Annotated in this window: 22 protein-coding genes and 1 tRNA gene; 4 read left to right on the top strand and 19 right to left on the bottom strand. The window is 67.9% G+C overall.

The genetic code is table 11. The features are described from left to right. Positions 1–161: 161 nt before the first annotated feature. Both ACIRRA_RS41975 and ACIRRA_RS41980 read right to left on the bottom strand, forming a co-directional pair. Positions 162–2,021 (bottom strand): AAA family ATPase, encoded by a 1,860-nt coding sequence (locus ACIRRA_RS41975; RefSeq protein WP_402780353.1) that lies wholly within the window; start codon positions 2,019–2,021, stop codon positions 162–164. Between the two features lie 193 nt (positions 2,022–2,214). Continuing rightward, a complete protein-coding gene (locus ACIRRA_RS41980) occupies positions 2,215–2,466 on the bottom strand; it encodes a helix-turn-helix domain-containing protein (RefSeq protein WP_402780355.1) in 252 nt (83 codons plus the stop codon). Positions 2,467–2,525: 59 nt separating this feature from the next. Between ACIRRA_RS41980 and ACIRRA_RS41985 the strand changes: the two genes are divergently transcribed. After that, positions 2,526–3,212 carry a hypothetical protein gene (locus tag ACIRRA_RS41985; protein WP_402780357.1) on the top strand — a complete coding sequence of 229 codons (687 nt, stop codon included), beginning with the start codon at positions 2,526–2,528 and terminating at the stop codon, positions 3,210–3,212. Next, on the top strand, positions 3,209–4,597 hold the full coding sequence (locus ACIRRA_RS41990; RefSeq protein ID WP_402780359.1) for a site-specific integrase: 1,389 nt from the start codon (positions 3,209–3,211) through the stop codon (positions 4,595–4,597). The genes ACIRRA_RS41985 and ACIRRA_RS41990 overlap by 4 nt, the downstream gene beginning before the upstream one ends. Before the next feature lie 92 nt (positions 4,598–4,689). Here ACIRRA_RS41990 and ACIRRA_RS41995 read toward each other — a convergent pair. The 5 genes from ACIRRA_RS41995 to ACIRRA_RS42015 form a co-directional block, all read right to left on the bottom strand. Then, positions 4,690–4,765 (bottom strand) — tRNA-Thr (locus ACIRRA_RS41995). Between the two features lie 82 nt (positions 4,766–4,847). Further along, positions 4,848–6,062: a DNA polymerase III subunit delta' gene (locus ACIRRA_RS42000; protein ID WP_402780361.1), complete on the bottom strand. Its 1,215-nt coding sequence runs from the start codon at positions 6,060–6,062 to the stop codon at positions 4,848–4,850. A 42-nt stretch (positions 6,063–6,104) separates the two neighbouring features. Then, positions 6,105–6,611 carry a DinB family protein gene (locus ACIRRA_RS42005; protein WP_402780363.1) on the bottom strand — a complete coding sequence of 169 codons (507 nt, stop codon included), beginning with the start codon at positions 6,609–6,611 and terminating at the stop codon, positions 6,105–6,107. 113 nt (positions 6,612–6,724) lie between these two features. Further along, the gene (gene topA, locus ACIRRA_RS42010) at positions 6,725–9,607 is read right to left on the bottom strand and encodes a type I DNA topoisomerase (RefSeq protein WP_402780400.1); all 2,883 of its coding nucleotides are present in this window, start codon (positions 9,605–9,607) and stop codon (positions 6,725–6,727) included. A gap of 315 nt (positions 9,608–9,922) precedes the next feature. Beyond that, a complete protein-coding gene (locus ACIRRA_RS42015) occupies positions 9,923–10,129 on the bottom strand; it encodes a cold-shock protein (RefSeq protein ID WP_011206895.1) in 207 nt (68 codons plus the stop codon). A gap of 453 nt (positions 10,130–10,582) precedes the next feature. Here ACIRRA_RS42015 and ACIRRA_RS42020 point away from each other — a divergent pair, with 453 nt between their 5' ends. Further along, complete coding sequence (locus tag ACIRRA_RS42020) at positions 10,583–12,961, top strand: DEAD/DEAH box helicase (protein WP_402780375.1); 2,379 nt, start codon at positions 10,583–10,585, stop codon at positions 12,959–12,961. Between the two features lie 353 nt (positions 12,962–13,314). Here ACIRRA_RS42020 and ACIRRA_RS42025 read toward each other — a convergent pair whose 3' ends face one another. The 7 genes from ACIRRA_RS42025 to ssd all read right to left on the bottom strand — a co-directional run bounded on the left by ACIRRA_RS42025 (position 13,315) and on the right by ssd (position 18,756). Continuing rightward, positions 13,315–13,647 (bottom strand): Rv3654c family TadE-like protein, encoded by a 333-nt coding sequence (locus ACIRRA_RS42025; protein ID WP_402780377.1) that lies wholly within the window; start codon positions 13,645–13,647, stop codon positions 13,315–13,317. A 41-nt stretch (positions 13,648–13,688) separates the two neighbouring features. Then, complete coding sequence (locus tag ACIRRA_RS42030; protein ID WP_402780379.1) at positions 13,689–14,003, bottom strand: TadE family type IV pilus minor pilin; 315 nt, start codon at positions 14,001–14,003, stop codon at positions 13,689–13,691. 35 nt (positions 14,004–14,038) lie between these two features. Next, the gene (locus ACIRRA_RS42035; protein ID WP_402780381.1) at positions 14,039–14,254 is read right to left on the bottom strand and encodes a DUF4244 domain-containing protein; all 216 of its coding nucleotides are present in this window, start codon (positions 14,252–14,254) and stop codon (positions 14,039–14,041) included. Between the two features lie 72 nt (positions 14,255–14,326). Beyond that, positions 14,327–14,926 carry a type II secretion system F family protein gene (locus ACIRRA_RS42040; protein ID WP_402780383.1) on the bottom strand — a complete coding sequence of 200 codons (600 nt, stop codon included), beginning with the start codon at positions 14,924–14,926 and terminating at the stop codon, positions 14,327–14,329. Then, positions 14,923–15,735, bottom strand: a complete 813-nt coding sequence (locus ACIRRA_RS42045; RefSeq protein WP_402780385.1) for a type II secretion system F family protein — start codon at positions 15,733–15,735, stop codon at positions 14,923–14,925. Before ACIRRA_RS42045 ends, ACIRRA_RS42040 begins: the two co-directional genes overlap by 4 nt. A 234-nt stretch (positions 15,736–15,969) precedes the next feature. Next, the gene (locus tag ACIRRA_RS42050) at positions 15,970–17,166 is read right to left on the bottom strand and encodes a TadA family conjugal transfer-associated ATPase (protein ID WP_402780387.1); all 1,197 of its coding nucleotides are present in this window, start codon (positions 17,164–17,166) and stop codon (positions 15,970–15,972) included. Between the two features lie 210 nt (positions 17,167–17,376). After that, positions 17,377–18,756, bottom strand: a complete 1,380-nt coding sequence (gene ssd / locus ACIRRA_RS42055; RefSeq protein ID WP_402780389.1) for a septum site-determining protein Ssd — start codon at positions 18,754–18,756, stop codon at positions 17,377–17,379. A gap of 401 nt (positions 18,757–19,157) precedes the next feature. Here ssd and ACIRRA_RS42060 point away from each other — a divergent pair, with 401 nt between their 5' ends. After that, positions 19,158–19,958, top strand: coding sequence for an HAD family hydrolase (locus ACIRRA_RS42060; RefSeq protein WP_402780391.1), 801 nt, complete (start codon positions 19,158–19,160; stop codon positions 19,956–19,958). Positions 19,959–20,425: 467 nt separating this feature from the next. Here the strand turns inward: ACIRRA_RS42060 and ACIRRA_RS42065 are convergent, their stop codons facing one another. The 5 genes from ACIRRA_RS42065 to ACIRRA_RS42085 are packed head-to-tail and all read right to left on the bottom strand — an operon-like array spanning position 20,426 to position 26,425. Then, entirely contained in the window at positions 20,426–21,172 is a 747-nt protein-coding gene (locus ACIRRA_RS42065; protein WP_356998568.1) for an oxidoreductase, read from the bottom strand. 51 nt (positions 21,173–21,223) lie between these two features. Further along, positions 21,224–22,912: an ABC transporter ATP-binding protein gene (locus ACIRRA_RS42070; RefSeq protein ID WP_402780393.1), complete on the bottom strand. Its 1,689-nt coding sequence runs from the start codon at positions 22,910–22,912 to the stop codon at positions 21,224–21,226. Positions 22,913–22,917: 5 nt separating this feature from the next. Then, complete coding sequence (locus ACIRRA_RS42075; RefSeq protein ID WP_402780395.1) at positions 22,918–23,895, bottom strand: ABC transporter permease; 978 nt, start codon at positions 23,893–23,895, stop codon at positions 22,918–22,920. Then, positions 23,888–24,814, bottom strand: a complete 927-nt coding sequence (locus ACIRRA_RS42080) for an ABC transporter permease (RefSeq protein WP_356998562.1) — start codon at positions 24,812–24,814, stop codon at positions 23,888–23,890. Before ACIRRA_RS42080 ends, ACIRRA_RS42075 begins: the two co-directional genes overlap by 8 nt. A 6-nt stretch (positions 24,815–24,820) precedes the next feature. Then, complete coding sequence (locus tag ACIRRA_RS42085; RefSeq protein ID WP_402780398.1) at positions 24,821–26,425, bottom strand: ABC transporter substrate-binding protein; 1,605 nt, start codon at positions 26,423–26,425, stop codon at positions 24,821–24,823. Positions 26,426–26,855 lie beyond the last annotated feature (430 nt).

A 26,855-nucleotide genomic window follows, 5' to 3' on the forward strand; every position in this document is an offset into this window, starting at 1 on the left:
GTAGATCCGGGCTCGCCGCGCCCAGTTGCTCGGACAGGAGCTTGCCCGGGTCGATAGGCTCAATATTGGTCATCGCGTGGTCTTCTTCCTTCGGAGCGACTTGGTAGGTGTTCTGAAGGATCACGCGGTGGCCACCCTGCTGTCCGGGGATTGCGACAAGCTCAGCATCCAATGCTGCTGCTACACCACGCTATTGGACGCAACCCCGGTAGCCCAGGCACACTCATAGGTCCCGGCACCGCCGAAGGCGGCGAAGATTCCACCATTGATTCCATAGGTTCTCGTTCACGTGAGTGCGAACCTATGGAATCTATGGGCGCATCGATGGTCCACACCCACGATGCGCCCTTGCCGAAGCCCTGACGTTCGGTTCGAACCTTGGCCTTGATCCGAGCTTTCTTGGCGACGTTGTCATTCAGCCCGACCGACCGTGCATGCTTGAGCACATCACCTGCCGGAGCCGACCCACCGTGATCCTCCAGATACGCGAGTATCACCCTCTCGGCCTCAGAACGTTCGATCGCCTCGCCGTCCTCGGCCGACCCGGACAGCAACTCACGTGCGTCGCGGTCAGTCTCACCGAGCCAGCGCATCACACCCACCTCGGCGTCGCCGTCCTCGGCGGCCACGGTCGTCGATTCGATCACCGCCTCCATCGACCGGGTACGCGGCGCGAGATTGCCCTTGGTGTTCGTCACAACCAGATTGCCGGTGTCGTCATCGTGAGCCACCGACAGCACCGAGCGGGCCACTTGCGACCATGCGATGGACCCGAGGATGAGTTTCCCGGTGTCGTTACCGTCGCGCTTGCCGAAATGGCACAGCCCCAGCACCACGCACTCACGCCGCGCCGCTAACTGTGCCAGTGGCTCGAGATACTGGCGTACCGCCCGGTCGTCCTTGCCCGACAGCTCCGAGGCCATGGCCGAGGTCGCCGCGTCCAGAACTACGAACGACACGTCATGGTCGGTAATCAACTGCTCAAGCAACCCGGTATCCAAGGGCAACACGAGCATCCCGGTACCGGTCAGCTCGGTCTCCACGTCCACGAACAACACTCGATCCATGTCCGCCCCTGCGGCTTTGAGCCGGGGCACGACAGTGAACTCGCGCGCGTCCTCGGTATGGACGTAAAGCACGTTGCGCGGAACGCCCGCCCATTCCCCGCCTTCGAGACTGCCCCGTGTGACCTGTGCACACAGCGATACTGCGATGGTGGACTTCCCCAGACCCTCACGTCCTGCGAGCAGCGTCAGCGCCCCGGCCGGTATCCAGTCCGCCAGCACCCACCGCACCCGCTTCACAGCCACCTGAGATCCTCGGGTGATCGCCAACCGGCGCGGCGCACGGACCTCGGCAACGGTCACCAGATCCTCTACACGGTGGCCGGCGGCCACATGATCGGCCAGATCCTTCCCGTCCCTGGCAGCGGCAATCCTGACCGACCCCGCGACCGAAACAAGGTGCTTGGATACTGCGTCCGCTCTCGCCCGGCCCGGCTCGTCAGCGTCGGCGACCACGACCACCGGCCGACCCCGCAAAAGCGACCAATCTGCCCGATCCGGCGGTGTCGCTGCCCCTTGTGCCTGCGACACCGCCGCCACACCGATCGACCGCGCCGCGATCACATCCTGTTCGCCTTCGACCACGTACACCGGGACCGTCAAATCCGCAGGCAGGTTCTCGACATTGAACAACGCGCGCCCGGACTTGTTGCCGGTCTGAGTGAACGTCTTCTTCCCGTTGGAGTAGAACCGAGTCACCATACGGCCGTCGTCATACCGGTAGGGCGTACGCGGTGAATCGAACAGGTCACCCATACTCAGGCCGAGATCAGCCAGAACCTGATCCCTTTCCCCGTTGTGAACGAACATCACCACACCGGTCTCGGTGCGCTGAAACGTAGTGCCCCGATCGCCGCTGCCATGTCCCGGCGTCTGTCCGGCCCCGTGATCACCACGATCATCGACCTCGAGCCCTTTGGACTGGAACGCGGTCACCAGCCGCTCGTACGCGCTCACTCGACAGCCACCACCCCAACCGCCCGCACGCGCCCCGTTCGCCGAACAGACGGCCACCGAACGCAAACGGCCGGTACAGTCAGCGCGGACTCTGGTTCCTGGAAACCTCCGGAGTGACTCCCCCCGCTGCCCATAGCGCCAACTACGGGAACAACAGCGGGGGCTACGTCGTCATTGGCAACCGCCGCCGAAATCATGCGGCCCCCACTCCCCCGGCCAGCAACCGATCGGGTCCGGTGTGGCCCTCCAGCTGAAGTAGCTGGCGAACCCACGCGCTCGGAATGCGGTACCGCCCACGCACTTTGATCGCCGGGACCTGACCGTCCTTGACAGCGTTGTAAGCGGTGGAACGACCGAGGCTCAGGATCACTCCGAGGTCTTCGATCGAGATGGTGGGTTCACCAGCGTCCAGCCGCCGGAGAACGTCCAGGTAGTCATGTCTCATAGCCCCAACTGATACCCGCTCCAACGCCATGGAGTCAATAATCTGATAACTTGCGTTGTATGACTCAAAAAGATTGGGCTAACGAGCAGGTTGCGGCGATCGGCGACGCGATACGGACTCTGCGTGGAGATCGATCCGCGCAATGGCTGTCCGATCAGACAGAAGCGTTGGGCTACAAGGTTTCTCGGTCCGCCATCTCCGACATCGAGAACCGGCGACGTAAGTACGTGACGATCGCCGAGCTGACCGTGATCGCCTGGGCGCTATCGGTACCGCCGATACGGCTGATGTTCCCCGCCTACCCGGACGGACAGACGGAGATCTTGCCCGGCACCCACCTGGACTCCTTCACGGCCGCTACATGGTTCTCCGGCGAAGTAATACTCGCTCCCCCGGCAGCACTCGAACCGCGGACAGATCCGCCCAGCAAGGAATGGGAGGCCGCGGCAGAAAAGGCAATCGCCCTGTATGAGGGGCAAAAGCCGGTCAGCCTGTCTCGGCGGCGCAACGAACTACGTCGGGCAATCCGGTTGAAGGCCAACTTGATCGCCGAACTCGAAAAGGTTGCGCCCAGCGGAGTTCAAGCTATCGTCGCCCAACTCGGGGCCGATCAAAGCTATCTCGAACAAACCTTAAAGGAACTCCGCGCACTACCCGGCGCAGTGATCCATGACGAACCCACCGACCATGAGCAGAAATCGCCTAACCCGAAATCATCACGGCAACAGGAAGATTCGAGGCAATGACGGACTCAGAAACCGCCAAGAAGCGCGGCCGGCGTGCCGAACCGATCGACAAGCGCACTGCCAAGAACGGGACCGTGACGTGGACGTTTCAGCTGGACGTCGGTGTCAAGCCTGACGGTTCCCGCGACCGCCAGCGGTTCACCTACGACACCCAGACCACCGCTCGGCGCGAGTACCGGCGGATCTCCTCGGAGGTGGCGGCGGGTACCTACGTCCACCAGCTGACGCTGACCGTGGACGAAGCGTGCGAGGAATGGCTGACCGGGCGGCGCTTCCGCCGGGGTGTCTCGGCCGCCAACACCCGCAACCACCTCAAGCCAGCGCGGCGCTACTTCGGCGGGCGCAAGCTCGCGCAGCTGACCAAGGCGGACGTAGACAAGCTGGTCGATTGGATGCTGACGGCCGGGCGCGTGAACCAGCGGGCCAAGGTGGACCCCGAGTCCTTGTCCTCGCGAGTATGCGCCTTCGTCGCGCTGCACACCGATGGCGTGTCGGTGCAGACGATTCAGGCTCAGTTCCCCGGTCAGGATGTTCACACCCGCCTGTCGGCACTGCTGAAGGCAGACCGTATCCGGCGGGTCTCGCGCGGTGTGTACGCGGTGGCGGAGACGGCGGACGGCGCGCAGCCGCGCGGCGTGAAGCCCGTGACCGTGCGGTCCACCCTGACGGCGCTGTCCATGATGGTTCAGAGCTACGTGGACGAGGGCCGAATCCCCCGCAATGTGGTGGCGCTGGCGGAGCGCCCGGCCGACGAGATCGACGACCGGGACGACGACGAAGACACCGACGACCCGAAGGCTTGGACGGTCGCGGAAGTCCAACGCTTCCGCCAGGAGGCGCAGGCGCACCGCTTGTACGCGGCCTGGCTGATGTCCACCTACGGCATGCGCCGCTCGGAGGTGCTGGGCATGAGGTGGACCCGTTTCTCCGATGCCGCGCTGAAGGTCCGCCGGGGCCGGGTTGCGGTCGGCACGACCACGGAGGAGAACCTGCCCAAGTCGCGGCGCTCCCGGCGCGACCTCCCGCCGCCCGCCGAACTGGCCGCCGCGCTACGCGGCCTGAAGAAGGTACAGCGGGCCGAATGCCTGGCTCTGGGTATCCCATGGTCCGATGACCGGCTGATCGTGGTGGACGAAGCGGGCGCACCGCTGCGCCCAGAGCGCTACAGCGATGAGTTCCAGCGAATCTCGCGGGCGGCGGGGCTGCGGCGTATCCAACTGAAGGGCCTTCGGAACTCCTCGGTGAGTCTCATGCTGGCGCTGGGGATTCCGGTTCACATCGTGGCGGCCTGGCACGGGCACGACCCGTCCATGTCCCTGTCGGTCTATTCCGTGGTCCAGGGTGAGGACTTGGTGGCGGCGGGCACGGCCGCATTCGGGTCCTAGCCCGATGAAGGGGATTTCCCGAGAGTTGGCACACTCTTGGCACATTGGGGGTGCCCAACTCCCCTGACGGGGAGTGGATTTGGTCTCTGACCTGGAGCCGCCTGGGGGAATCGAACCCCCGACCTTTTCATTACGAGTGAAGCGCTCTACCGACTGAGCTAAGGCGGCGTGCCTTCCGGCGGTGCGAGTCTATCGTCTCGCGCCCAAATCGCGAAAACGGGAGCTCATGGTGACCGGAGACACGGTGTGGTCAGGCGGAACGGGCCGCCATCAGGGCCGCGACCATGGCGGCGAGGGCAAAACGGGGCTTCACATTGGTTTCGAGGGCCGCGCGGCAATCGAGGACGGCCTGGATGGAGAGCAGCAGGCCCTCGGGGCGGACATCGGTCGCGAGTTCGCGAATCTGGTCGGCCATGTCCGGGTGGGTGAGGGTCACGCCGGAGGAGGAATCCGCGGTGGCCGCGCCGAATCGGACCGCGAGCGCGTCCCGGTACAGGCCCGCGACATCGATCAGGGCCCGGTCCAGGGCATCGCGTCCGGTGCGGGTGGCCCGCGACTTCTGGCGTTTCTCCAGGTCTTTCAGCGCACCGGCGGAGCCGCGGGTGGCCGAGGCCGTGCCCTTACCGGTGCCGCCCGCACCCAGCGCGGTGGCCAGTTCCTCGCGTTCCTTCCCGTCCCGCTCGGCACTGACCTGCTTGGCTTCGTCATCGGCCGACTTCACCAGTTCATCGGCGGCCGCATACGCCGCCGCGGGCCGGGCGGTCGCCGTGACCAGCGCCAAGGCTCGTTTGCGCCGGGCCCGCGCCTGGTCGTCGGTGGCCAGCCGCCGAGCGCGCCCGACATGTCCGCCGCTGATCGAGGCCGCCCAGCCGGCGGTCTTCTGGTCCAGCCCGTCCCGCTCGTGCAGCACCCGCGCGATCGAATCCGCCGACGGCGTCGCCAGATGCACGTGCCTGCACCGGGATCGCAGCGTCACCGAGATGTCCTCGGGATCCACCGACGGCGCGCACAGCAGGAACACCGTGCGCTCCGGCGGCTCCTCCACCACCTTCAGCAGCACATTGCCCGCCGCCTCGGTCAACCGGTCGGCGTCCTCGACCACGACCACCTGCCACCGACCGGTACTCGGCCGCCGCGACGCCACCTGCACGATCTCGCGCATCTCCTTGGTGCCGATGCTCAAACCCTCCGGCACCACCCGCCGCACATCGCCGTGCGTCCCGGCCATGGTGGTCGTGCACGCATGGCACCGACCGCACCCGGGCGTCTCCTCGTCCGTGCACTGCAGCGCCGCCGCGAAGCACAGCGCCGCCACCGAACGCCCCGACCCGGGCGGCCCGGTGAACAACCATGAATGCGTCATGGCCGACGACGATCCGGCCCCACCCCGCGCCGCCACCGCCGCAGCCGTCAACTCGGACTCGACCGCACCCTGGCCGACCAGCCGATCGAAGACACCCGCCACGCCGACCACCTTAGCCGTCACCCCCGACAGCCCGGCCGGGAGTCAGTTCGCGCGCTGATATGTCGTGTTCGCGCCGTCCAGGGCCTCGCGGATGATGTCCGCGTGCCCGGAGTGGTGTGTGATCTCCCGCAAGATGTGCAGCAGGATGTAGCGCACGGTCAGCCACTTCCGCTCCGGCGCCCAGGGTGCGGTCGGCGTCGGCACCGCATCCTCGAGGTTGGGTAGCTCCCGGATCAGCTTGCCGGTGTGCTCGGCCACCATCTCCCACTCGGCCAGCAGGCCGGCGACCGTCTGCTCCGGGTCCAGCCGATACTCGGAATCCATTCGGGACACATCGAATTCGGAGTTCGGGTCGCGCTCGACGAGGATGGTGGTCCAGTGGCGCTCGATATTCACCGTATGGCTGAGCAGACCGCCGAGGGTGAGTTCACTGACCGTGGTGCGCTGACGCGCCTGTTCGTCGTCGATGCCGCGGACGGTGATCCGGAACAGCTCGCGCTGGCTGTCCAGGATCTTGATCAGTTCTTCACGCTCATGGTCGACGGTCATCGAATGTCCTTCCGCTGGTGCGTGTTCCGGATTACACGCTACGGCAGGCCACCGACAGAAACACGGGCCGAAAAGCACAGCGCCCCTGTCGTGACAGGGGCGCTTCGATCAGGTCAGGACTGCGAGGCCGCGGTCTTCTTCGCCGCCACCTTCTTGGCCGGGGTCTTCTTGGCCGCCGCTGCCTTCTTGGTGGTGACGCCGTCGGCCGTCTTGGCCGCCGCCTTCTTGGCCGCCGCCTTCTTGACCACGGTCTTGGCCACCGCGGTCTTCTTCGCGGCCGCCTTCTTGGCGGTCTTCTTCGCGGCCTTCTTCACCGGCCCGCGCGCCCGCCGGTCCGCCAGCAGCTCCGAAGCCCGTGCGTCGGTGATGGATTCGACCTCGTCGCCCTTGCGCAGGCTGGCATTGGTCTCACCGTCGGTGACATACGGGCCGAACCGCCCGTCCTTGATCACCATCGGCTTCTCCGACACCGGGTCGACACCCAGTTCACGCAGCGGCGGCGCACTGGCCGACTGCCCGCCGCGTCGCTTGGGCTCGGCGTAGATCTTGAGCGCGTCCTCCAGCGTCACCGTGAAGATCTGATCCTCACCGGTGAGCGAGCGCGAATCCGTGCCCTTCTTCAGATACGGCCCGTACCGCCCGTTCTGCGCGGTGATCTCGTCCCCGGAGGCCGGGTCCACACCCACCACACGCGGCAGCGACAGCAGCTTGAGCGCGTCGTCCAGGGTCACCGACTCCACGCTCATGGACTTGAACAGCGACCCGGTACGCGGTTTCGGCTTGTCGGCGGCCTTCTTCGCGGTCTTCTTCGCCGTGGTGTCCAGATCCTCCGCCGGTTCCGGCAGGATCTCGGTGACGTACGGGCCGAAACGCCCTTCCTTGGCGACGATTTCGTGCCCCGTTGCCGGATCGGTGCCCAGCGAGCGACCTTCCTGCGGCGTCGCGAACAGCTTCTCCGCAACCTCGGGGGACAGCTCGTCCGGCGGCAGGTCGTCGGGCAGGTTGGCCCGCTGCGACACCGGATTCCCGTCCGGGTCATCGGGATTGACGACCATGCGCTCCAGGTACGGCCCGAACTTGCCGACCCGGACCACCACATCACGGCCCTCGTCATCACTGAAGAGCTTGATGGAGTTGACTTCTCGCGCATCGATGCCGTCGAGTCGTTCGCCCACCATCTTTTTCAGGCCGCCCGACCGCGCCACCGAACCCTCGACACCGTGATCGCCACCGAAATAGAAGGAGGACAACCAGTTTCCGCGCTGCTCGCGGCCACCGGCGATGGCGTCGAGATCGTCCTCCATGGCCGCGGTGAAGTCGAAGTCCACCAGCCGCCCGAAGTGGTCCTCCAGTAGCCCGATCACCGCGAACGCCACCCACGACGGCACCAGCGCACTGCCGCGCTTGTACACATAGCCGCGGTCGAGAATCGTCTTGATGATCGAGGAGTAGGTGGAAGGACGGCCGATGCCGAGATCTTCCAGCGCCTTGATCAACGAAGCTTCGGTGAAGCGTGCCGGCGGATTGGTGGTGTGTCCATCCGGCTCGAGCTCGATGGCCGTCACGCCCTGGCCCTCGGTCAGCGCCGGCAGCCGCGATTCGGCGTCGTCGGACTGGCCGCCCGCCTCCTCGTCGACACTCTCCACATACGCCTTGAGGAATCCCGCGAAGGTGATCGTCCGGCCGGACGCCGAAAACACACACTCTTCACCGGTATTCGCGATACCGGTAATGCGCACCGTCAGCGTGGTGCCGCGCGCATCCTGCATCTGCGAGGCCACCGTGCGCTGCCAGATCAGCTCATACAAACGGAATTCGTCGCCGTCGAGCTTGGCGTGCAACTGTCCCGGCGTGGCGAAGGTGTCGCCCGCGGGACGAATGGCCTCGTGCGCCTCCTGCGCATTCTTGACCTTGCGGGTGTACTGCCGCGGCGTGGGACTCACGTATTCCGCGCCGTACAACTGCGTGGCCTGAGCCCGGGCCGCCTGAATCGCCGACTCCGACAAAGTCGTCGAGTCGGTACGCATATAAGTGATGTAACCGTTCTCGTACAGCCGCTGCGCCACCCGCATGGTGCGCTCGGAGGTGAAACGCAGTTTGCGCGCGGCCTCCTGCTGCAGCGTCGAGGTCATGAACGGCGCGTACGGCTTTCGCGTGTACGGCTTGGATTCCACCGAGGCGACCGTGAGATCCACCCCGTGCAGCGATTCCGCCAGCCGCTGCGCATATCCGGCGTCGAGCACGACGACACCCTGCGATTTCAGCTGCCCGTCGGATCCGAAATCGCGACCGGTCGCCACGCGAGCGCCCTCGACACTCACCAGCCGCGCACCGAAGACCCGCGGATTCCCGCCGTCCTCCTGCCCGCGCCCGCCGGCATCCAGCTTGGCCGCGATATCCCAGTACTCCGCGGACCGGAACGCCATGCGCTCCCGCTCGCGCTGCACGATGACGCGGGTCGCCACCGACTGCACCCGGCCCGCCGACAGCCGCGGCATGACCTTCTTCCACAGCACCGGCGAGACCTCGTAGCCGTAGAGCCGGTCCAGGATGCGCCGCGTCTCCTGCGCGTCGACCAGATCTTTGTCCAGCTCACGGGTATCTGCCGCGGCGGCCTGGATGGCGGGCTCGGTGATCTCGTGGAACACCATGCGCCGCACCGGCACCTTGGGCTTGAGCGTCTCCAGCAGGTGCCAAGCGATGGCCTCGCCCTCACGGTCGGGGTCGGTGGCGAGGTAGAGCTCGTCGGCGTCGGCCAGCAGGCTCTTCAGCTCACTGACCTTCCCCTTCTTATCGGGGCTGACCACATAGATGGGCTCGAAATCGTGATCGACATCCACGCCGAGCCGCGCCCACTGCTGTCCCTTGTATTTGGCGGGCACATCCGCCGCACCCCGCGGCAGGTCCCGAATATGGCCGACCGAGGCCTCCACGACATAGCCGCGGCCCAGGTAGGGGGCGATTTTCTTGGCCTTCGTCGGCGACTCGACAATCACGAGACGACGCAGGGAACGGCCCTGGTCGGGCGCTGCCTGGGGGTTCGGCGCTGCACCGCGGTCTCGTGTTGCCACCGGCGAACACACCTTTCGTCTCGATCCGCGTGGGCGCTGGTGTACGCGCTCTACGCGGCTGGGGCAAACGGCTGCGATGTCCGATATCGCTGCCAGCAACGTTTATACCGTGTTCGAAGGCCGTGGCTGGTGCACGGCGACGATGTAGCCCCTGATCGTGATCGAGTGTAATGGGTCCAGATATGGGTCGTCCCCCACCGCCGGGGGCGATGGGGGACGGAACCTGAGGGGTTGGCTCGCTCAGGAGAGCGCGCGAACACCGGTGGCCTGCGGGCCCTTGGTGCCCTGACCAACCTCGAACTCGACCTTCTGGTTCTCCTCGAGGGTGCGGAAGCCCGACCCCTGGATCTCGGAGTAGTGGACGAAGACGTCAGCTGAGCCGTCCTCGGGCGCGATGAAGCCGAACCCCTTCTCCGCGTTGAACCACTTCACAGTTCCCTGTGCCATTCTGTTCCTTCTCTTTCCATACCGGAACGGCGGACAACTGGGTTCATCCACCGGGTCCGTTGAGACCGCTGTACTCTGTTCCCCCTGCAGGAAAGCATCTAGTACACCGTTCGCAACATCGATCCTGCTGATGGTTTGGACTTTCGATCCGTTCCCTCGAACACAGAAGCTTGCGACCAGGAACCAGTGAACCATGTCTTCCGGGAATTCAACAGCAGAGTTACCCACAATTTGCAAAAAAGTTGATCTTGCGAATGTGCAGGTGAGGGGCATAATGCCCAAATCCGTACTTGAAGTTGGTTTGCTTCCGGATAACAGAGCGAGCATCTGGCAAACGGGGTGTGAGGCAGGTCGCTACTCTGCAGTGAAATGGCAGGTGGGGCTGCGGGCGCACACACGTTTCGCACCCGTTGGGCGTGGCGCGGTGACGCTTCGATGAATGGCGGAGATCCGATGCATCGATCCGGAGACAACAGCGACATCAGCTACGGAAGATCGTTGCTGAATCGTGTCCTAAATAGCCCTGTTTCTGGTGACTCCCGACTCACCCATGTCAGCGAGCTACCGCCGCGCGCGGCGCAGATCACGAAGTGGCCCGAATGGATATCTCCGGATGTCATCGCCGCAGTTCAGGCGGCCGGGGTCGCGGAGCCGTGGAGCCACCAGAGCCGGGCCGCGGAACTGGCCGCGGCGGGGCGGCACGTGGTGGTGTCGACCGGGACGGCGTCCGGGAAATCGCTGGCATATCAGCTGCCGGTATTGACCGCGCTGCAACAGGATCCGCGGGCCACGGCGCTCTATCTGTCGCCGACCAAGGCGCTGGGCGCCGATCAGCTACGCATGGTCAACGAGCTGACCAGCGAAGATCCACTGCGCACCATTCATCCCGCGCCGTATGACGGCGATACGCCGGCGGAAGTCCGGCAGTGGGTGCGGGCGCATGCGCGATGGGTGTTCACCAATCCGGACATGCTGCACGTCGGAATGCTGCGGTCCCATCAGCGATGGGCGCGATTGTTGCGTCAGCTCAAATACATCGTGGTCGACGAATGTCATATCTATCGCGGGGTTTTCGGCTCGCACGTGGCGCTGGTGCTGCGCCGGTTACGGCGACTCGCCGAGCGCTACGGGGCGGATCCGGTTTTCGTGCTGTGCTCGGCGACCACGTCCGATCCGGCGGCCACCGCCGAAAAGCTGATCGGCGCACCGTGTGTTGCGGTCACCGACGACGGGTCGCCGCAGGGCGCGAGGACCGTGGCGCTGTGGGAGCCGCCGCTGCTCGGCAGCGGCGTGACCGGGGAAAACGGTGCGGCCGTGCGGCGTTCGGCAGGGGCCGAGGCCGCCACCGTGATGGCGGATCTGGTGGTCGAGGGGGCGCGCACGCTGACCTTCGTGCGGTCGCGGCGCAGTGCCGAACTGGTCGCCATGGACACGCGGCGACTGCTGGCGGAGGTGGATGCCGAGCTCCCCGGGCGTGTCGCGGCTTATCGGGCCGGGTATCTGGCCGAGGACCGGCGGGCGCTGGAGGCGGCGCTCTCGGACGGCTCGCTGCTGGGCGCGGCCACCACGAATGCCCTGGAACTGGGCGTGGACATCGCCGGGCTGGATGCCGTTGTGGTGGCGGGATATCCGGGGACGGTCGCCTCGTTCTGGCAGCAGGCCGGGCGCGCCGGGCGACGCACCCAGGGGTCGCTGGTACTGCTCATCGCGCGGGACGACCCGCTGGACACCTACCTCGTGCATCACCCGCAGGCGCTGCTCGGACGGCCGCTGGAAGCCACGATCACCGACCCGCACAATCCGTACGTGCTCGGGCCGCATCTGCTGTGCGCGGCCATGGAACAGCCGCTCAGCGATGCCGAGGTACATGCCTTCCACGCCTGGGAACTGCTGTCCGACCTGGCCGAACTGGGTTTGATCCGGCGGCGTGCGGGCGTGGCGCGGGACGGGTCGGCGCGCTGGTTCGTGACCGCGGACGCGCATCCGCACGACGCGGTGGATGTGCGCGGCGGCATCGGCACCGCGGTGGCGGTGGTGGACGGCGAGTCGGGCCGCATGCTGGGCACCACCGACGCCGGGCGTGCTCCTGCCACGTTGCATCCGGGCGCGGTGCACCTGCATCAGGGCGAGAGCTATGTGGTCGACGAGCTGGACCTCGAGGAGGGCGTCGCGCTGGTGCACGCCGACACGCCGGGCTGGAGCACCAGCGCGCGGGTGGTCACCTCACTGGAGATCGAGGCGGTGACCGAGGAGCGCCGATACGGCTCGGTCACAACGGCTTCGGCGCAGGTGCTGGTGACCCGCCAGGTGGTCGCGTACCTGCGCCGGCTGCCCAGCGGCGAGGTGCTGGACCTGGTGCCGCTGGACCTGCCGGCGCAGACGCTGCCCACCCGGGCCGTGTTCTATACGGTCACGCCGGACCTGCTGGCCCGGGCCGGGATCGACGCGCGACACACCGCGGGCGCGCTGCACGCGGCCGAACACGCCGCGATCGGCATGCTGCCACTGGTGGCGACCTGCGATCGGTGGGATATCGGCGGCGTGTCGACCGCCGAACACGCCGACACCGGACTGCCCACGGTGTTCGTCTACGACGGGCATCCGGGCGGGGCGGGCTTCGCCGAGCGCGGTTTTGTCCGGCTGCGCCAATGGCTGACGGCCACGCTGGGCGCCATCGAGTCCTGCGCGTGCGCGCGCGGGTGCCCGTCCTGCGTGCAGTCACCCAAGTGCGGCAACGGAAACAACCCGCTGGACAAGGCCGGCGCGGCCCGGCTACTGCGGGCCGTGCTGGCCGAACTCGGGGAAGATGACGACGGATATCCCGAACCGTGACACGGCCGTCTCCGCCGCGAAATCGAAGCGCCACACGACCAACCGGTCGGCCTTGTCAGCTGGCTGATATCGGGCGGAATCCGGATGCTGAGAGGTGGCGACGACACGGTGGAGACCCAAGTCGATTAAAAAGGGATGCCATCCTGTTAACTGAGGGATTGCTCCGTTCGATAATGCCGCTCCCGGATTTACCTGTGCATTCATTCGAATGAGTCTCCGGGAACGAATTGGAAAGCAATCGATACCCAATCTATTCCTCTCTCGCATTCATCGAATTTCGACATTGATCGACCACTGATGTGGCCTGCGCCATCACATTTCTAACCAACCGCTCGGTACTAGATATTGCCTCGCTACCTCGGCTCGTCCGACGGGCCCGCCCGCGCGGCCGCGCGCACGTCCCGCTCCCCCAGCGGGCCCAGCGATACCCGCCCGGCAACCGTCACCGTCACGTCCCAGCCCAGCACCACGCATCCGACCAGTCGCACACCCATTCGGCCCGCGACGCCCGCAGCCCGGCCGCACGCGGCGGATACGCCGCCATCCAATGCACCGGCGGCGGCCAGCGCACTCATATCCGCGGCGGCCTGCACCCGGTGCCGGGCCGCCACCGCCACGCCGACCTGGGCAATCAGGACCGCAACAGCCAGCAGGCCGATCACGGCCAGGCACGCGGTCACGGTCACTCCGCCCGCCTCGCTCCCAGCCCGATCCACGGTCGCGCATCTCATCGAGATGCTCCGGGTTCCCGCGCCGCCACCGCCGCCGCGTGCAGGGTGACCGGAACGAGGGCAGCGCGGGCACTCACCTCGGCCACGACCAGGTCACCCTCGGTGCGGACGACGACCCGGGCGCCGGGCGGTGCGACCCGGCGGGCGGTGGAGACGCCGACGTCGGTATCACCTCGGGCGGCGAGACGGGCCGCCTCGCGGGCGGCATCGACACAACGCACCTGCGCCGATACCGCCAGCAGGGCGCCGACGCCCAAGACCAGCGCCGCGACGAGGGCGGCCAGCGCTATGGCCGCCTCCACGGTCGCCATGCCCGCCTCGACATGGAGAGGCGGTGAGGCATACGTCACTTGACGGGAGTCTTCAGCGCCTTGTCGATGATCTTGGTCAGGGCGCTCACAATGCTGTCGCCGGTCACGACGGTGTACAGCACCGCCCCGAAGGCGGCGGCCGCGATCGTCCCGATCGCGTATTCGGCGGTGCTCATGCCGTGGTCGGCGGTCGCGGCGTGCAGCAGCCGGGTCCGCAGTTCCCAGAGCAGGTTTCGGACGGTCGTTCCCATGCTCGTTCCTTCCCTCACTCCGGCACGGCGGATCCGCGCCGGCACAGTCGTGAACCTCGAGGCCCCCGTCGGTCACAGCAGACCGCCTTCCAGCACCCGGCCCGCCAGGCCGATCACTACCGGAACGATTCCCAGGCACAGGAAGGCGGGCAGGAAGCAGAGGCCGAGCGGGCCGCCGATCAGCACCCCGGCGCGCTCGGCCCGGGCCGCGGCCATATCCTCGAGCTCGCCCCGGCGGCGCTCCGCCAATTCGGCCACGGCCGTGGCCAATCCGGTTCCCGAGCGCGCCGACCGGCGGGCCAGCCGCGCCAGGGCCGTCACCGTCTCATCGGCCGAGCCGGCCGTGGCCTGCTCCCACGCGATGGCCGGATCCGCGCCCAGCGCCAGCAGGTCGGCAACCCGGCGCAGGGTCGAGGCCAGTGGATCGGGAGCCTCGGACGCGACCGCGGCGGCGGCGGAGGCGGTGGGCAGTCCGGCACGCAGGCACGCCGCCAGCAGATCGAGGGCGGAGGCGACCCCGAGCGGATCCGGCTCGGCCCGGAACTGCCCCCGCGGCCTTGGATTACCGTGCGCCGGGTCCCGCAAGCGGTGCAGCCGGCGGACCGCACCGGTCCGGCCCGGCAGCATGAGCACCGCGATCGCCGCCAGCACCGCGGCCACGGACGGAGTCATCGCAGCACCTTGTCGGTGATGGCATCGGCCCACAGCAGACCGGCGCACGTCAGGGCGGACCCCAGGGGCAGCAGCAGCGTGCCCGCCGAGGACAGCAACAGCACACGCAGCGGGGACGCACCCATCAGCTCGCCCAGGCCGAGGCCGAGCACGGGCAGCAGCGCCAGCACCACGGCGGTCGCCCGGGCCCCGGCCAGCGCCGCGGACGTGCGGTCCCGGAAGCGCTTGCGGCCCAGTAGATCCGAACGCGCAGCGGCCAGCAGCTCAGCCAGGGCGAGCCCGTGCCGCTCGGCCACCCGCCAGGCCCCGGCCACTCGGGACAGTTCCCGCGCCACCACCGAGTCGTGACGCCGCAGGCCCTCCGCGCCGGACCCGCCCAATCGGCTCCGCGCCGCGCTGACCGCGAAGGCCCGTGCCACATCGCCCGCGATCTCATGCGCCGCCACCTGGGCCGCGGCGCTCGGATGTGCGCCGATCCGCAGCTCCCCGATTACCGCCTCCAGACCCTCGAGCAGTTGTGCGATCTCGATTCCCCGGTGCCGCTCTCGCCTCGTGCGGCGGTAGCGAATCAGGACAGTGGCCGCCACCAGCACCGCGGCCACCACCGGACCGGGGCCGACGAGGAACACCAGGGACACGGCGGACAATGGCGCAACGCGAATCATCCAGCTGCGCCGTGACTTTCGCCCGCGATCGCGAAGCGTGAACAGTCGCGACATGCGTCGTCGAGCGATAGGGGGAGGCACCACGAGCAGCGCCAGCGCGAGGCAGGCCGGTGCGAGCGCGTGTGGTCCGAAGCCGGATCCCATCAGTCACCTCCGGACTGCGCCGAGCCCGGATCATCTTCGGCGGCAATCGAATCGGTGACATCCGACCGGCAACAGCCATCACACCATGCCAACCGCAATCCCGGGAGTCGCGATCCGCGCAGGCCAAAAGGATTGCAGCACAGCCGATCCAAGTCGGTACCGGAGGGCGGAATCGAACCGTGGAGCGGCGAATTCGACCGGGGCCGAGGGCGACCGCACGAGCCCGGGCAGTCTTCACTCGCGGGGATCATCTGGAATCCTTTCGTCGAGGAGTTTCCTGAGGGGCACAGCGCCCGGGGTGGGACCGGTGTCGGCGGTCCATGCGGGTACGATCCGCACCCGGCCGTCGACCGGGGTGACCACGCCGATTTCGCGGAGCGCGCGACGGCCGTCGGGCCGCCGGTGGACGTGCAGGATCACCTGGATGGCGGCGGCCAGCTGACTGTGGAGGGCGGGCGGCGGCATGCCGCCCAGGGCCGCGAGCGCCTCCAGCCGGGCCGGGACCTCGCCGGGTGAATTGGCGTGCACGGTCCCAGCTCCACCGTCGTGGCCGGTATTGAGCGCGGTCAGCAGGTCGACGACCTCGGCGCCCCGAACCTCCCCCACCACAATGCGATCCGGCCGCATGCGGAGCGCCTGGCGCACCAGATCGCGGACGGTGACTTGACCCGCGCCCTCGACATTGGCGGGGCGGGCGACCAGGCGGACCACATGTGGATGCGGTGGCGCGAGCTCGGCCGCGTCCTCGACGCAGATGATCCGCTCGGCCGGGGCCACCTTGGCCAGCAGGCCCGACAACAGTGTGGTCTTACCCGCGCCGGTGCCACCGACCACCAGGAAGGCGAGCCGGGCACGAATGATGTGCTCCAGCAGAAGCTTCGCATCCGGCGGCACCGCACCGGCCGCGGCCAGCGCGTCCAAACCCTGGGTGGCCGGGCGCAGCACGCGCAACGACAGGCAGGTGCCGCCGTGCGCGATCGGCGACAGCACCGCGTGCAACCGCACTCCGAAGGAATCCCCCGATGCCGCTTCGGTTCCCGCCAGCCGTCCGTCCACCCATGGCTGCGCATCATCCAGCCGCCGCCCGGCCGCCAGGGCCAATCGTTGTGCCAGCCGCCGCACCGCCGCCTCGTCCGGAAACCGCACCGAGGCACGTCGCAGGCCCCGCCCCCTATCGACCCACACCGAATCCGGCCCGGTGACCAGCACATCGGCCACCTCGGGGTCGTGCAGCAGCGGCTCCAGCACGCCCGCGCCGGTCATCTCGGTCTGCAGCAATCGCAAGGCCCGCAACAGATCCGTGTCCGCGAGCACCCCGCCGGCCTCGGCCCGAATGGCCGCCGCCACCCGCGCCGGATCCGGATCCGCCGCCCCGTCCGCCAGCCGCTCCCGCACCCGCTCCAGCAGCTCGGTCGTCACCAGCTCACTCATCGCGCACCTCGAGACCGACGGCCAGCCAGCGGCAATCCCGTCCGGACCCGATTCGGCAGTACCCGACCCGCCCGGCCGAGCCGGACGTGCTCGGCGATCGGACCGCTCGCGAGCCCCGCACGTCGGACCACATCCCCAACGAGGGTCCCCGCCGCGGCCACGCCGTGGCGGCGGCGGAGATCCGAGACGACCGGTTGTCCTGTGCCACCGTCATTTCCGGGCTCCCGTGGGTTCCGGCAGCGGAGAACCACAGGTCGAACCGTGCGCGCGGGCGATGCGCCACCACGAGGGCCCCGGGCCGCCGGGAGGCCGGCCGTAGCGGAGACTCTCGGAAAACAGTGCGGTCAACGCGGTTTCGGCGGCGGTGCGAAGCGGACCGCGACGCCGGACGGTCAGGCCCCCGCGTTCCAGGCGCTCGGTCAGACCCGGCTGCGACGGGACAGCGGTGAGCAGCGGCAGCGTGAGCGCCTCGGCGATATCGGATGGGGCGAGTCCGCCGGGCGCGGGACCCCGGACGATCAAGCGCACATTGGGATTTCGCGCAGTCAGGTAGGCAGCGGCGGATTCGGCCGCGACAATCGAGCGCAGGCGTGCCTGGGTCACCAGCACCACCAGATCGGCCACATCGAGGACTTGGTCGGTGTGCGGCCCGTGGTCGCTCGACAGGTCAGCGACCACGAGATCACCGGCCGCCCGGCCGCCCTCGAGGACGGCTCGTACGGCGGCGGGCGCGAGTGCCGCCGCCACCGATCCGCCGCCGAGGGCGATCACGCAAGACGGGGACCGGTCGAGGTCCATTGCGAGCGAGGACGTTCCGTCCGAACAGAGCGTGGTGGGATGAAGCGTCGGTGCGGGCTGTGCGTGGGAAGCGGCACCGCCCACGGAGCCGGACCCAGGGGTGACCGGGTCCGCGCTCGGCGAGAGAACGCCGAGTTCGGTTGCGGGAGCACCCCTTCCGCAGGAGAGCACGGCCAGGCCCCCGGTGGCGGGCAGCGCCTCGTGCAGGGCGGGGGCGGAGACGCGGCCGTGTTCGATGGTGAGGTCGGGCCAGCGCAGCCCCGGTGCCCTCTCCAGACCGAGAAGGAGATCGAGGCCGCCGCCGTAGGGAGCGCAGTCGACCAGCAGGGTGCGGTCGCGGAAACGGCCTGCGGCCGTGAGGGCTACGGCGGCGGCCAGGACGGAGGCGCCGGATCCCGCGCCTGCGCCGGCCACCGCGAGGACCGCGCCGTCGCCGGGGCGCCGGCCGTCGTGGGCGGCGAAGGCGGCGATCAAGGCGTCCGCGGCGGCGGGCAGGGGCAGGACCTGTTCGGCGCCGGCCGCGGTGGCGGCCTGCCAATCGAGCAAACCGGGCTCGCCGTCGGTCACCAGGAGAATCCCCGGACGGCGGGGGTGGGCGGCGGACGCACAGCTATGTGCGGCAGCGGTATCGACGATGATCACGGACGCGGCGGTCCAGGCGTGGCGGCCCGGCGGCGGTACGCGCTCGTCGAGCGGGCGGTCGGCCGCGGCGGCGATGCGGCGGATCTCGTCGCGCAGGCGGGGATCGGCGACCAGCGACAGGGCCGGTGGGGTAGCGGCATCGGAGTTCATGCAGGTCAGCGTCGCCCGATCGGAGCAGCGGCGAAAGCGCCTCCACGGCGAGTGTGGATAACACACGGCCTGTGCAGAACTCGGGGAGCGGGAGCGGATCCGGAACTGTCCGTATATATCCGTATATAGAGGACGGCCCCAGCCGGGGGGGGAGGAGGCTGGGGCCGTCGGGTTCAGCCCCGGGGGGTCGGGCTGAACGCGCCTGGACCATGTCCAGGTAATTGCGATACTACACCCAAGCCCCGGCCGGATTGCAAGTCCGCCCGGCGAGTCTTTTTCCCGCCCCGACGGCTCGGCTTCCGCCTGGCTAACCCGGATGAACCGGGTCTGTCAGTGACCCCTGCCACGCCTGCCGCCCAGCCGAATGAAGTGGCGCGGCGCAGAACCATATCCTGGACGACGTGACAGCCGAACGCGGACGAGTCGCCGCCTTCTTCGATCTCGACAAGACGGTGATCGCCAGGTCGAGCGCCTTCGTGTTCAGCAAGCCGTTCCTGGACCAGGGCCTGCTCAGCCGGCGGGCCGTGCTGGAGAGCAGCTACGCCCACTTCCTGTTCCTGCTGTCCGGCGCCGATCACGATCAGATGGAGCGCATGCGCGAGCATCTCACCAAGATGTGCGCGGGCTGGGATGTGGACCAGGTGCGCTCGATCGTCGCCGAGGCCCTGCACGACATCGTGGACCCGCTCATCTACGCCGAGGCCGCGGATCTCATTGCGGACCACCGGATTCGAGGCCACGACGTGGTGATCGTCTCCGCCTCCGGCGAGGAGATGGTGGCCCCGATCGCCGCGGCACTGGGCGCGGACCACTTCGCCGCCACCCGTATGGTCATCGAAAACGGCAGGTACGCGGGCGAAGTCGAGTTCTACTGCTACGGCCCCGGCAAGGTCGAGGCCATCGAAAAGCTTGCGGTGCAAAACGATTACGACCTCTCGCGCTGCTACGCCTACTCCGACTCGGTGACCGATCTGCCCATGCTCGAGGTGGTCGGCCACCCCACGGCGGTGAATCCGGATCGGGGCCTGCGGCGCGAGGCCACCACCCGCGGCTGGCCGATTCTCACCTTCTCCAATCCGGTGTCGCTGTGGGCGCGGATCCCGGCTCCGACCACCACCACGGTGGCCGCGACCGCCGCGGTCGGGCTCGGCGCACTGGCGGCCGGAGCCCTCACCTACCGGCTGCTGCGGCGGCGCCGCTGACGCCGACCCGCCGGAAACGCCCGGATGAAAAAGGGCGGGACACGCCGAGCATTTGAAAGTTTCCCCAGGTCTTGATGTGACGGCGGTCACGGGGTAACAATGGAGGCACGGAAGGACGGAAGGCCAAGATCGGATCGGAAGAGAAGATTCGACCTCCCATCCCACCCTTCCCAGCACGGACACCGGGCACCCACGCGGAGCACGCCGCGACAAGGGCAACAGTAGTTGTGGGCCTGCGTTATCCGGGATATCGGCGGCAAGAGCCTCGCAATCAAATGCGGGGATGAACCGCTGGATCCCAGAGAGCTCGCCGAGGCCGAAGAAAACACAACCAGAGAAGCACGCTTGGTAACCAGGTGGTCCGTGCTAGCGGGCGGTGAGGTCGCAATTCGCGACAACGCCGCCCGCTTTGACGTGTATGGACCCCCGAGAAACCTTGGCGTACAGACAGTTTCGTAATCAGGGGGTTACCCCGAGGCGGCGTCCGCGATCGAGCGGGCCTCGCGGGCGCCGTCTTCGAGGGCGCCGCAGGTGAAGATCACCCAGCCGCCGACGCCCTCTGGGGTTCCCATGCCGAAGGCGGCCGCGGCATCGAGGTAGGCCTGGCGGCGGCGGAGCCAGAAGACTTCGGGGACGCCGAGGCTGTGCGGGTCCAGGCCACTGGACACGGCGACCAGGCGGGAGGCGGCGCGGGCGACGATGCCGTCGGCGGTGCCGAAGGGCCGCAGGGAGAGCAGTTCGCCGTGGACCACGGCCGCGATCACCGGGGCGGGGGCCTTGGTGCTGGTGATGGTCTGGACCAGCAGGTCCAGACGCTCGGCGACGCCGGGGACATTGCGGGGGCGGCCCAGCTGCTGTTCGTCGTCGACCATGTCGGCGGCGGCGAGCAGGTGCAGGCGGGCGAGAGCCTGGAGCGGGGCGCGCTGCCAGACACCGACCAGGTTGGTGAGGGCCTCGGCGTCGAGGGCCTGGCCGACGCGCAGGGAGCCGGCCAGGATCGGGTCGTCGACGCGGCCGTCGGCGGGGAGATCGATGGTGCCGCCGTCGATGGCGGCGGAGGAGCGGGCCGCCCGGACGGCGGCCTCGGCGGCGGTGGTGGGCCAGCCGCGGCGGTTCGCCCGGTGGCGATGCACCTCGGCGAGGGCGTCACGGGCCTTGTCGGCGGCATCGCGCACGCCGGGCAGATCGACGAGGGGCTGCAGCGGGTCGGTCACGAGGTACGAGGCTACTGCCGGGTATCGGATCGCCCGCCGACACCCGGGCGGTCATCCCGCGAGGAGGTCGCGACCGGGGATGGCGTCGAGGAGGCGGCGGGTGTATTCGGATTGCGGGTTGTCGAACACCTCGGTGGTGGACGCGGCCTCGACCACCCTGCCCTCCTGCATCACCAGGACGTCGTCGGCGATCTGGCGGACCACGGCCAGGTCGTGGGTGATGAACAGGTAGGTGAGGCCGAGGTCGGCCTGCAGTTCGTTGAGCAGCTGCAGGATCTGGGCCTGCACCAGCACGTCGAGGGCGGAGACGGCCTCGTCGCAGACCACCAGCTCCGGGGAGAGCGCCAGGGCGCGAGCGATCGCCACGCGCTGGCGCTGGCCGCCGGAGAGCTCGTTCGGGTAGCGGCGCATGACCGAGGCCGGGAGCGAGACCTTGTCGAGCAGGTCGCGCACGGTGGCCTCACGCTCGGCCGGAGTGCCGAGGCGATGGGTGCGCAGCGGCTCCTCGATGGTCCGGTAGATGGAGTACATCGGGTCGAGGGACCCGTAGGGGTCCTGGAACACGGGCTGTACGCGGCGTCGGAAAGCGAAGGCGGCCTTGGCATCCAGGGTCGCCACCTCGCGACCGTCGAAGGTGACGCGGCCGGAGGTGGGCGGCAGCAGGCCCAGCACCATCTGCGCCACCGTGGATTTGCCCGAACCGGATTCGCCGACGATCGCGGTGGTGGTGCCGCGCCGCAGGGTGAACGAGACGTCGTCCACCGCAACGAGTTCGGAGGATCGCCACGGCACGTTGCCGCGAATGCGGAACACCCGGGTCAGTCGGTCGGCGACGAGCAGATCGTCTGGGGCACTGGCGAATTCGGCGTCGGTCTCGGCCAGCTGCCCGGCGACCTGGACGGCCTGCTCCCGCACCTCGGCCCGCTTGCGTACCGAGGACAGCCGTTGCGAGGCCAGTGAGGGCGCGGAGTTCACCAGTTTCTTGGTGTACAGGTGCTGGGGTTCGCGCAGGATCTGCAGTGCCGGACCGGATTCCACCACGCGGCCGCGGTACATGACGACCAGGTGTTCGGCGCGTTCGGCGGCCAGGCCCAGGTCGTGGGTGATGAGCAGGACCGCGGTGCCGAGTTCGGTGGTCAGGCCGTCGAGGTGGTCGAGGATCTGGCGCTGCACGGTGACGTCGAGCGCCGAGGTGGGTTCGTCGGCGATGAGCAGTTTCGGCCGGCAGGACAGCCCGATGGCGATGAGCGCGCGCTGGCGCATGCCGCCGGAGAATTCGTGGGGGTACTGGTTGACGCGGCGTTCGGCGTCGGGCATGCCGGACTCGGCGAGCAGTTCGACGGCCCGCTGCCGGGCGGCGCGGCCCTTGGCAACGCCATTGGCCTCCAGGGTTTCCCGGATCTGGAATCCGACCTTCCACACCGGGTTCAGGTTGGACATGGGGTCCTGCGGCACGAAGCCGATGCCGCGCCCGCGCACCCCGACGATCTCGCGGCCGGAGGCCTTCGAGAGGTCCTTGCCGTCGAAGAGGACCGAGCCGGAGGTGATCCGGCCGGTGCCGGGCAACAGGTCGATGATGGCGTGCGCGGTGGTCGATTTGCCGGATCCGGATTCACCGACGATGGCGACGGTCTGCCCCGGATACACGGTCAGGCTCACCCCGCGCACCGCCGGGATCTCGCGCCGGTCGGCGGTGAAGGCCACGTTCAGATCGCGGACCTCGAGCAGTGGTTCGGTCATGGCGCTCACCTCTTGCGGGCCTTGGGGTCTAAGGCGTCGCGCACGGCGTCGCCGAGCATGATGAAGCTGAGCACGGTCAGCGCGAGCGCGGCGGCCGGGTAGAACAGGATGGCCGAGGTACGAATCTCCTTCTGGTCCGCGGCGATATCCGATCCCCATGACACGGTCTGCCGAGTGAGCCCGACGCCCAGATACGACAGCGTCGCCTCGGTGACGATGAAGACGCCCAGCGCGATGGTGCTCACCACGATGAGCGGCCCGGCCGAGTTGGGCAGCACGTGCCGCACCAGCGTCCGGAATCTGGAGACGCCCAGGGCCTTTGCCGCCGTGACGTACTCGCTGTTCTTCGACTCGATCACCGCACCGCGCACGATGCGCGCGGCCTGCGGCCAACTGAACGAGGCCAGCGTGAGCATGACCGTCCACACCGTGCGCGAGGCGAGCAGCTGCATGAGCACAATGGAGGCCAGCATGAGCGGCAGCGCGTAGAACACCTCCGCGATCCGCGACACCACCGAATCCAGCAGCCCGCCATAGTATCCGGCGATCGCGCCCAGGGTGCCGCCGATGAGCACGTAGATCAGGGTCGCGCCGACTCCGGTCACCACCGAGGCGCGCGCGCCGTAAATGGTGCGGGCGTAGATGTCGCAGCCCTGCTTGTCGAAGCCGAACCAGTGCGCCCCGGATGGCTTCTGCATGCTGAAATCGCCGTTGCAGTAGCGCGGATCCTGGCTGGTGAACAGCTGCGGCCACACGGCGACCAGCACCACCAGCACGATGAGCACGGCCGCCGCGAGGAAGATGGGATTGCGCCGCAGCTGCCGCCAGGCGTCCTGCCACACGCTGGTGGGGGCGGTGGTCTCGTCCAGTGTGTCGGTGGCCAGGACCTGGACCTCGTCGGGCGGCGCCACGAAATGCTCCTGGCCACGGTGCATTTCGCGGACCGCAGGTTGCCGGCTGTCGCGGGCCTCGGGTTCAGGCATAGCGGATCCTCGGGTCGAGGGCGGCGTAGAGCAGGTCGACGATCAGGTTGGACAGCAACAGGATCACGATCAGCACCGTCACGAAGGCCACCACCGTGGGCGGTTCCCCACGCGTAATGGCCTGGTAGAGCGTGCCACCGACGCCGGGGATATTGAAGATGCCCTCGGTGACCACCGCGCCGCCGAGCAGGAAGCCCAGATCGGTGCCGAGGAAGGTGACCACCGGGATCATCGAATTGCGCAGGATGTGCACCACGATCACCCGCCTGCGGCTCAGTCCCTTGGCGGTGGCGGTGCGGACGAAATCGGCGGTCATGTTCTCCGCCACCGCGTTCCGGGTCAGCCGCAGTACGTAGGCGAACGACAGCGATGCGAGCACGAACGCCGGTACCAGCAGATCTCCGAAGCTCGCCTTCGCCCCGACGGTGACCGGTGCGATGCCCCATTTCACGCCGAGCAGGAACTGCGCGAGGAAGCCCACCACGAAGATCGGCACCGCGATGATCACCAGGCTGAGCACCAGCATGGTGGAGTCGAAGAGCTTGCCCTTGCGCAGCCCCGCGATCAGCCCGAACGTCACGCCGAAGATCGCTTCGATGCAGACCGCCATGACGGACAGCCGGAAGGTGATCGGGAACGCGCGGGCGAGCTCCTCGCGCACCGGCCGCCCCGAGAAGGAGGTCCCGAAGTCCAGCGTGACAATGCCTTTCAGGTACTCCAGATATTGGATGAAGAACGGCTGATCCAGGTGGTAGCGGGCGCGCAGGGACGCCTCCACCGCCGGGGTCATCTGCCGGTCCCCGGCGAGCGCCTGGATGGGGTCGCCGGGGATCAGGAAGACCATCGCGTAGATGAGCAGTGTCGCCCCGAGGAAGACCGGGATCATCTGGAGCAGCCGCCGGGCGACGTACCACACCATGCCGGACTACTTCTCGATGTTCTCGAAGTCGAACAGCCCCGACCAGGAGACCGGCGCCTGCTTCACCTTGTCCGAGCGCCCGGCCGCGACGTTGTAGTCGAAGATCGGAATATCGGCCATGTCCCGGAACAGCACGGTCTGCGCCTGCGCGATGCCGTCATACGCCTGTTCGGGTGTGGCGGCGGCGAGGGCACTGTTGAGCAGCCGGTCGAATTCCGGGTTCCTGTAGTGCGCGTCATTTGTTTCCGACGAGCTCAGGAACAGCGCGGTCAGGTATTCGAACATGGACGGGTAGTCGCCCTGCCAGCCGTAGCGGAACGCCTTGCCCACGTTCTCGTGCACGATCTCGTCGCGAATGTTCTTGAACGTGGCGTAGGGTGCGCCGACCGCGTCGATGCCGAGGGTGTTCTTGATGCTGTTCGCGGTGGCCTCGATCCAGGCCTGATGACCGCCGTCGGAGTTGTAGGCGATCTGGAAGGTGCCCGACCACGGGGACATGGCGTCGGCCTGCGCCCACAGCTTCTTGGCCTCGTCCGGATTGAACTTCAGCACTTCCGATCCCGGCAGGCCGGCGCGGAAGCCGGGCAGGGTGAAGGCGGTGAAGTCCTGGCAGGGGACGCGGGTGTTGTGGAAGATGTTGGCGGCGATCTGTTCCCGGTTGATGGCCATCGAAATCGCCTTGCGCCGCAACACCCCTTCGGGTCCGGAGAAGTGAGCGACATTGGGCTGGATGCCGATGTGCTGGCTGTAGGCGATGGGCTTGTGGATGGCCCGGTCCCCCAGGTCCTTCTCGTAGGTGGCCAGCGCGGTATCCGGGATCACGTCCAGGGCGTCCAGATTGCCCTGCAGCAGGTCGGCGTACGCGGTGTCCATGTTCGCGTACATCTTGAATCGCAGGCCCTTGTTCTTGGCGGGCCGCCCGCCCTTGTAGTCCGGGTTGGGCACCACGTCGATCTGCACATTGTGTTGCCAGGCACCGGCTTCGGCGAACTTGTAGGGGCCGTTGCCGATCGGATTCTCGCCGAAGGCCTTCATGTCCCTGTAGGCCACGGCGGGCAGCGGATAGAACGGCGCGAAGCCGAGTTCCAGCTCGAAGTCGATCGAAGGCTGTTTGAGGTCGACGGTGAAGGTGTGGTCGTCGACCACCTTCAGGCCCGACATCGACTGTGCCTTCGGCGGATTCGCCGCGACGTCGTCGTAGCCGACGATCGGGGTGAAGACCCAGTTCTGCAGCTGCGCATTGGTGCCCAGGGCGCCGTAATTCCACGCGTCCACAAAGGATTTCGAGGTCACCGCGGTGCCGTCGGTGAACGTCCAGTCCGGCTTGATGGTGATGGTGTAGTGCTGGCGGTCCGGCGTGACGATGGACTGCGCCATCTCGTCGTGCGGAGTGCCGTTGGCGTCGTAGTACTTCAGCCCCGCCCAGAGCCGGTCGACCACGCGGCCGCCCATGTTCTCGTTGGTATTGGTGGGCACCAACGGATTCTGCGGTTCGGCGCCGTTCACGGTGACGTAGTCGGAATTGTTGTCCCCACCGGAGGAACATGCGGTCAGGCTGAGGCTTGTGGCCAGTGCCGCCACGGCGAGCGCGGTGATCGTCTTGATTCGCAACGCGTTTCTCCCATCCCAGGAAACGGTCGGCCTCGGGTGAATCGGACATTAACGATCGCGGGCGATGTTGTCAGCGGATCGAAGCGGGAATGTTCGGCTTGTTAGCAATCCGGCAACATGGGGCATCCGAATGGGAGACCCTACGTGACACAGTGCACAGCAGCGGGGACCTCGCGTTCACGGTTCGGTCATGCCGCCGATGGGAGCCTCGTCACGACCGCCCACCGATCGAGACGGCGAAACACGACGCAGGTCACAGTCGGTTAGGGTCGAACGTGGCCGCCGTCACCTCTGTGCGGCCTGCACGCGAGAGAAGAAGAGACGAGATGACCGATACCACCGCCGACCACCTGGATGCCTATCCGCCCAGCGCTGAGTTCGCGGCCGCCGCCAACGGCGACGCCTCTCTTTATGCTCGAGCCCAAGCGGA

Source organism: Nocardia sp. NPDC101769, assembly GCF_044766925.1.
Classification (GTDB): Bacteria; Actinomycetota; Actinomycetes; order Mycobacteriales; family Mycobacteriaceae; genus Nocardia.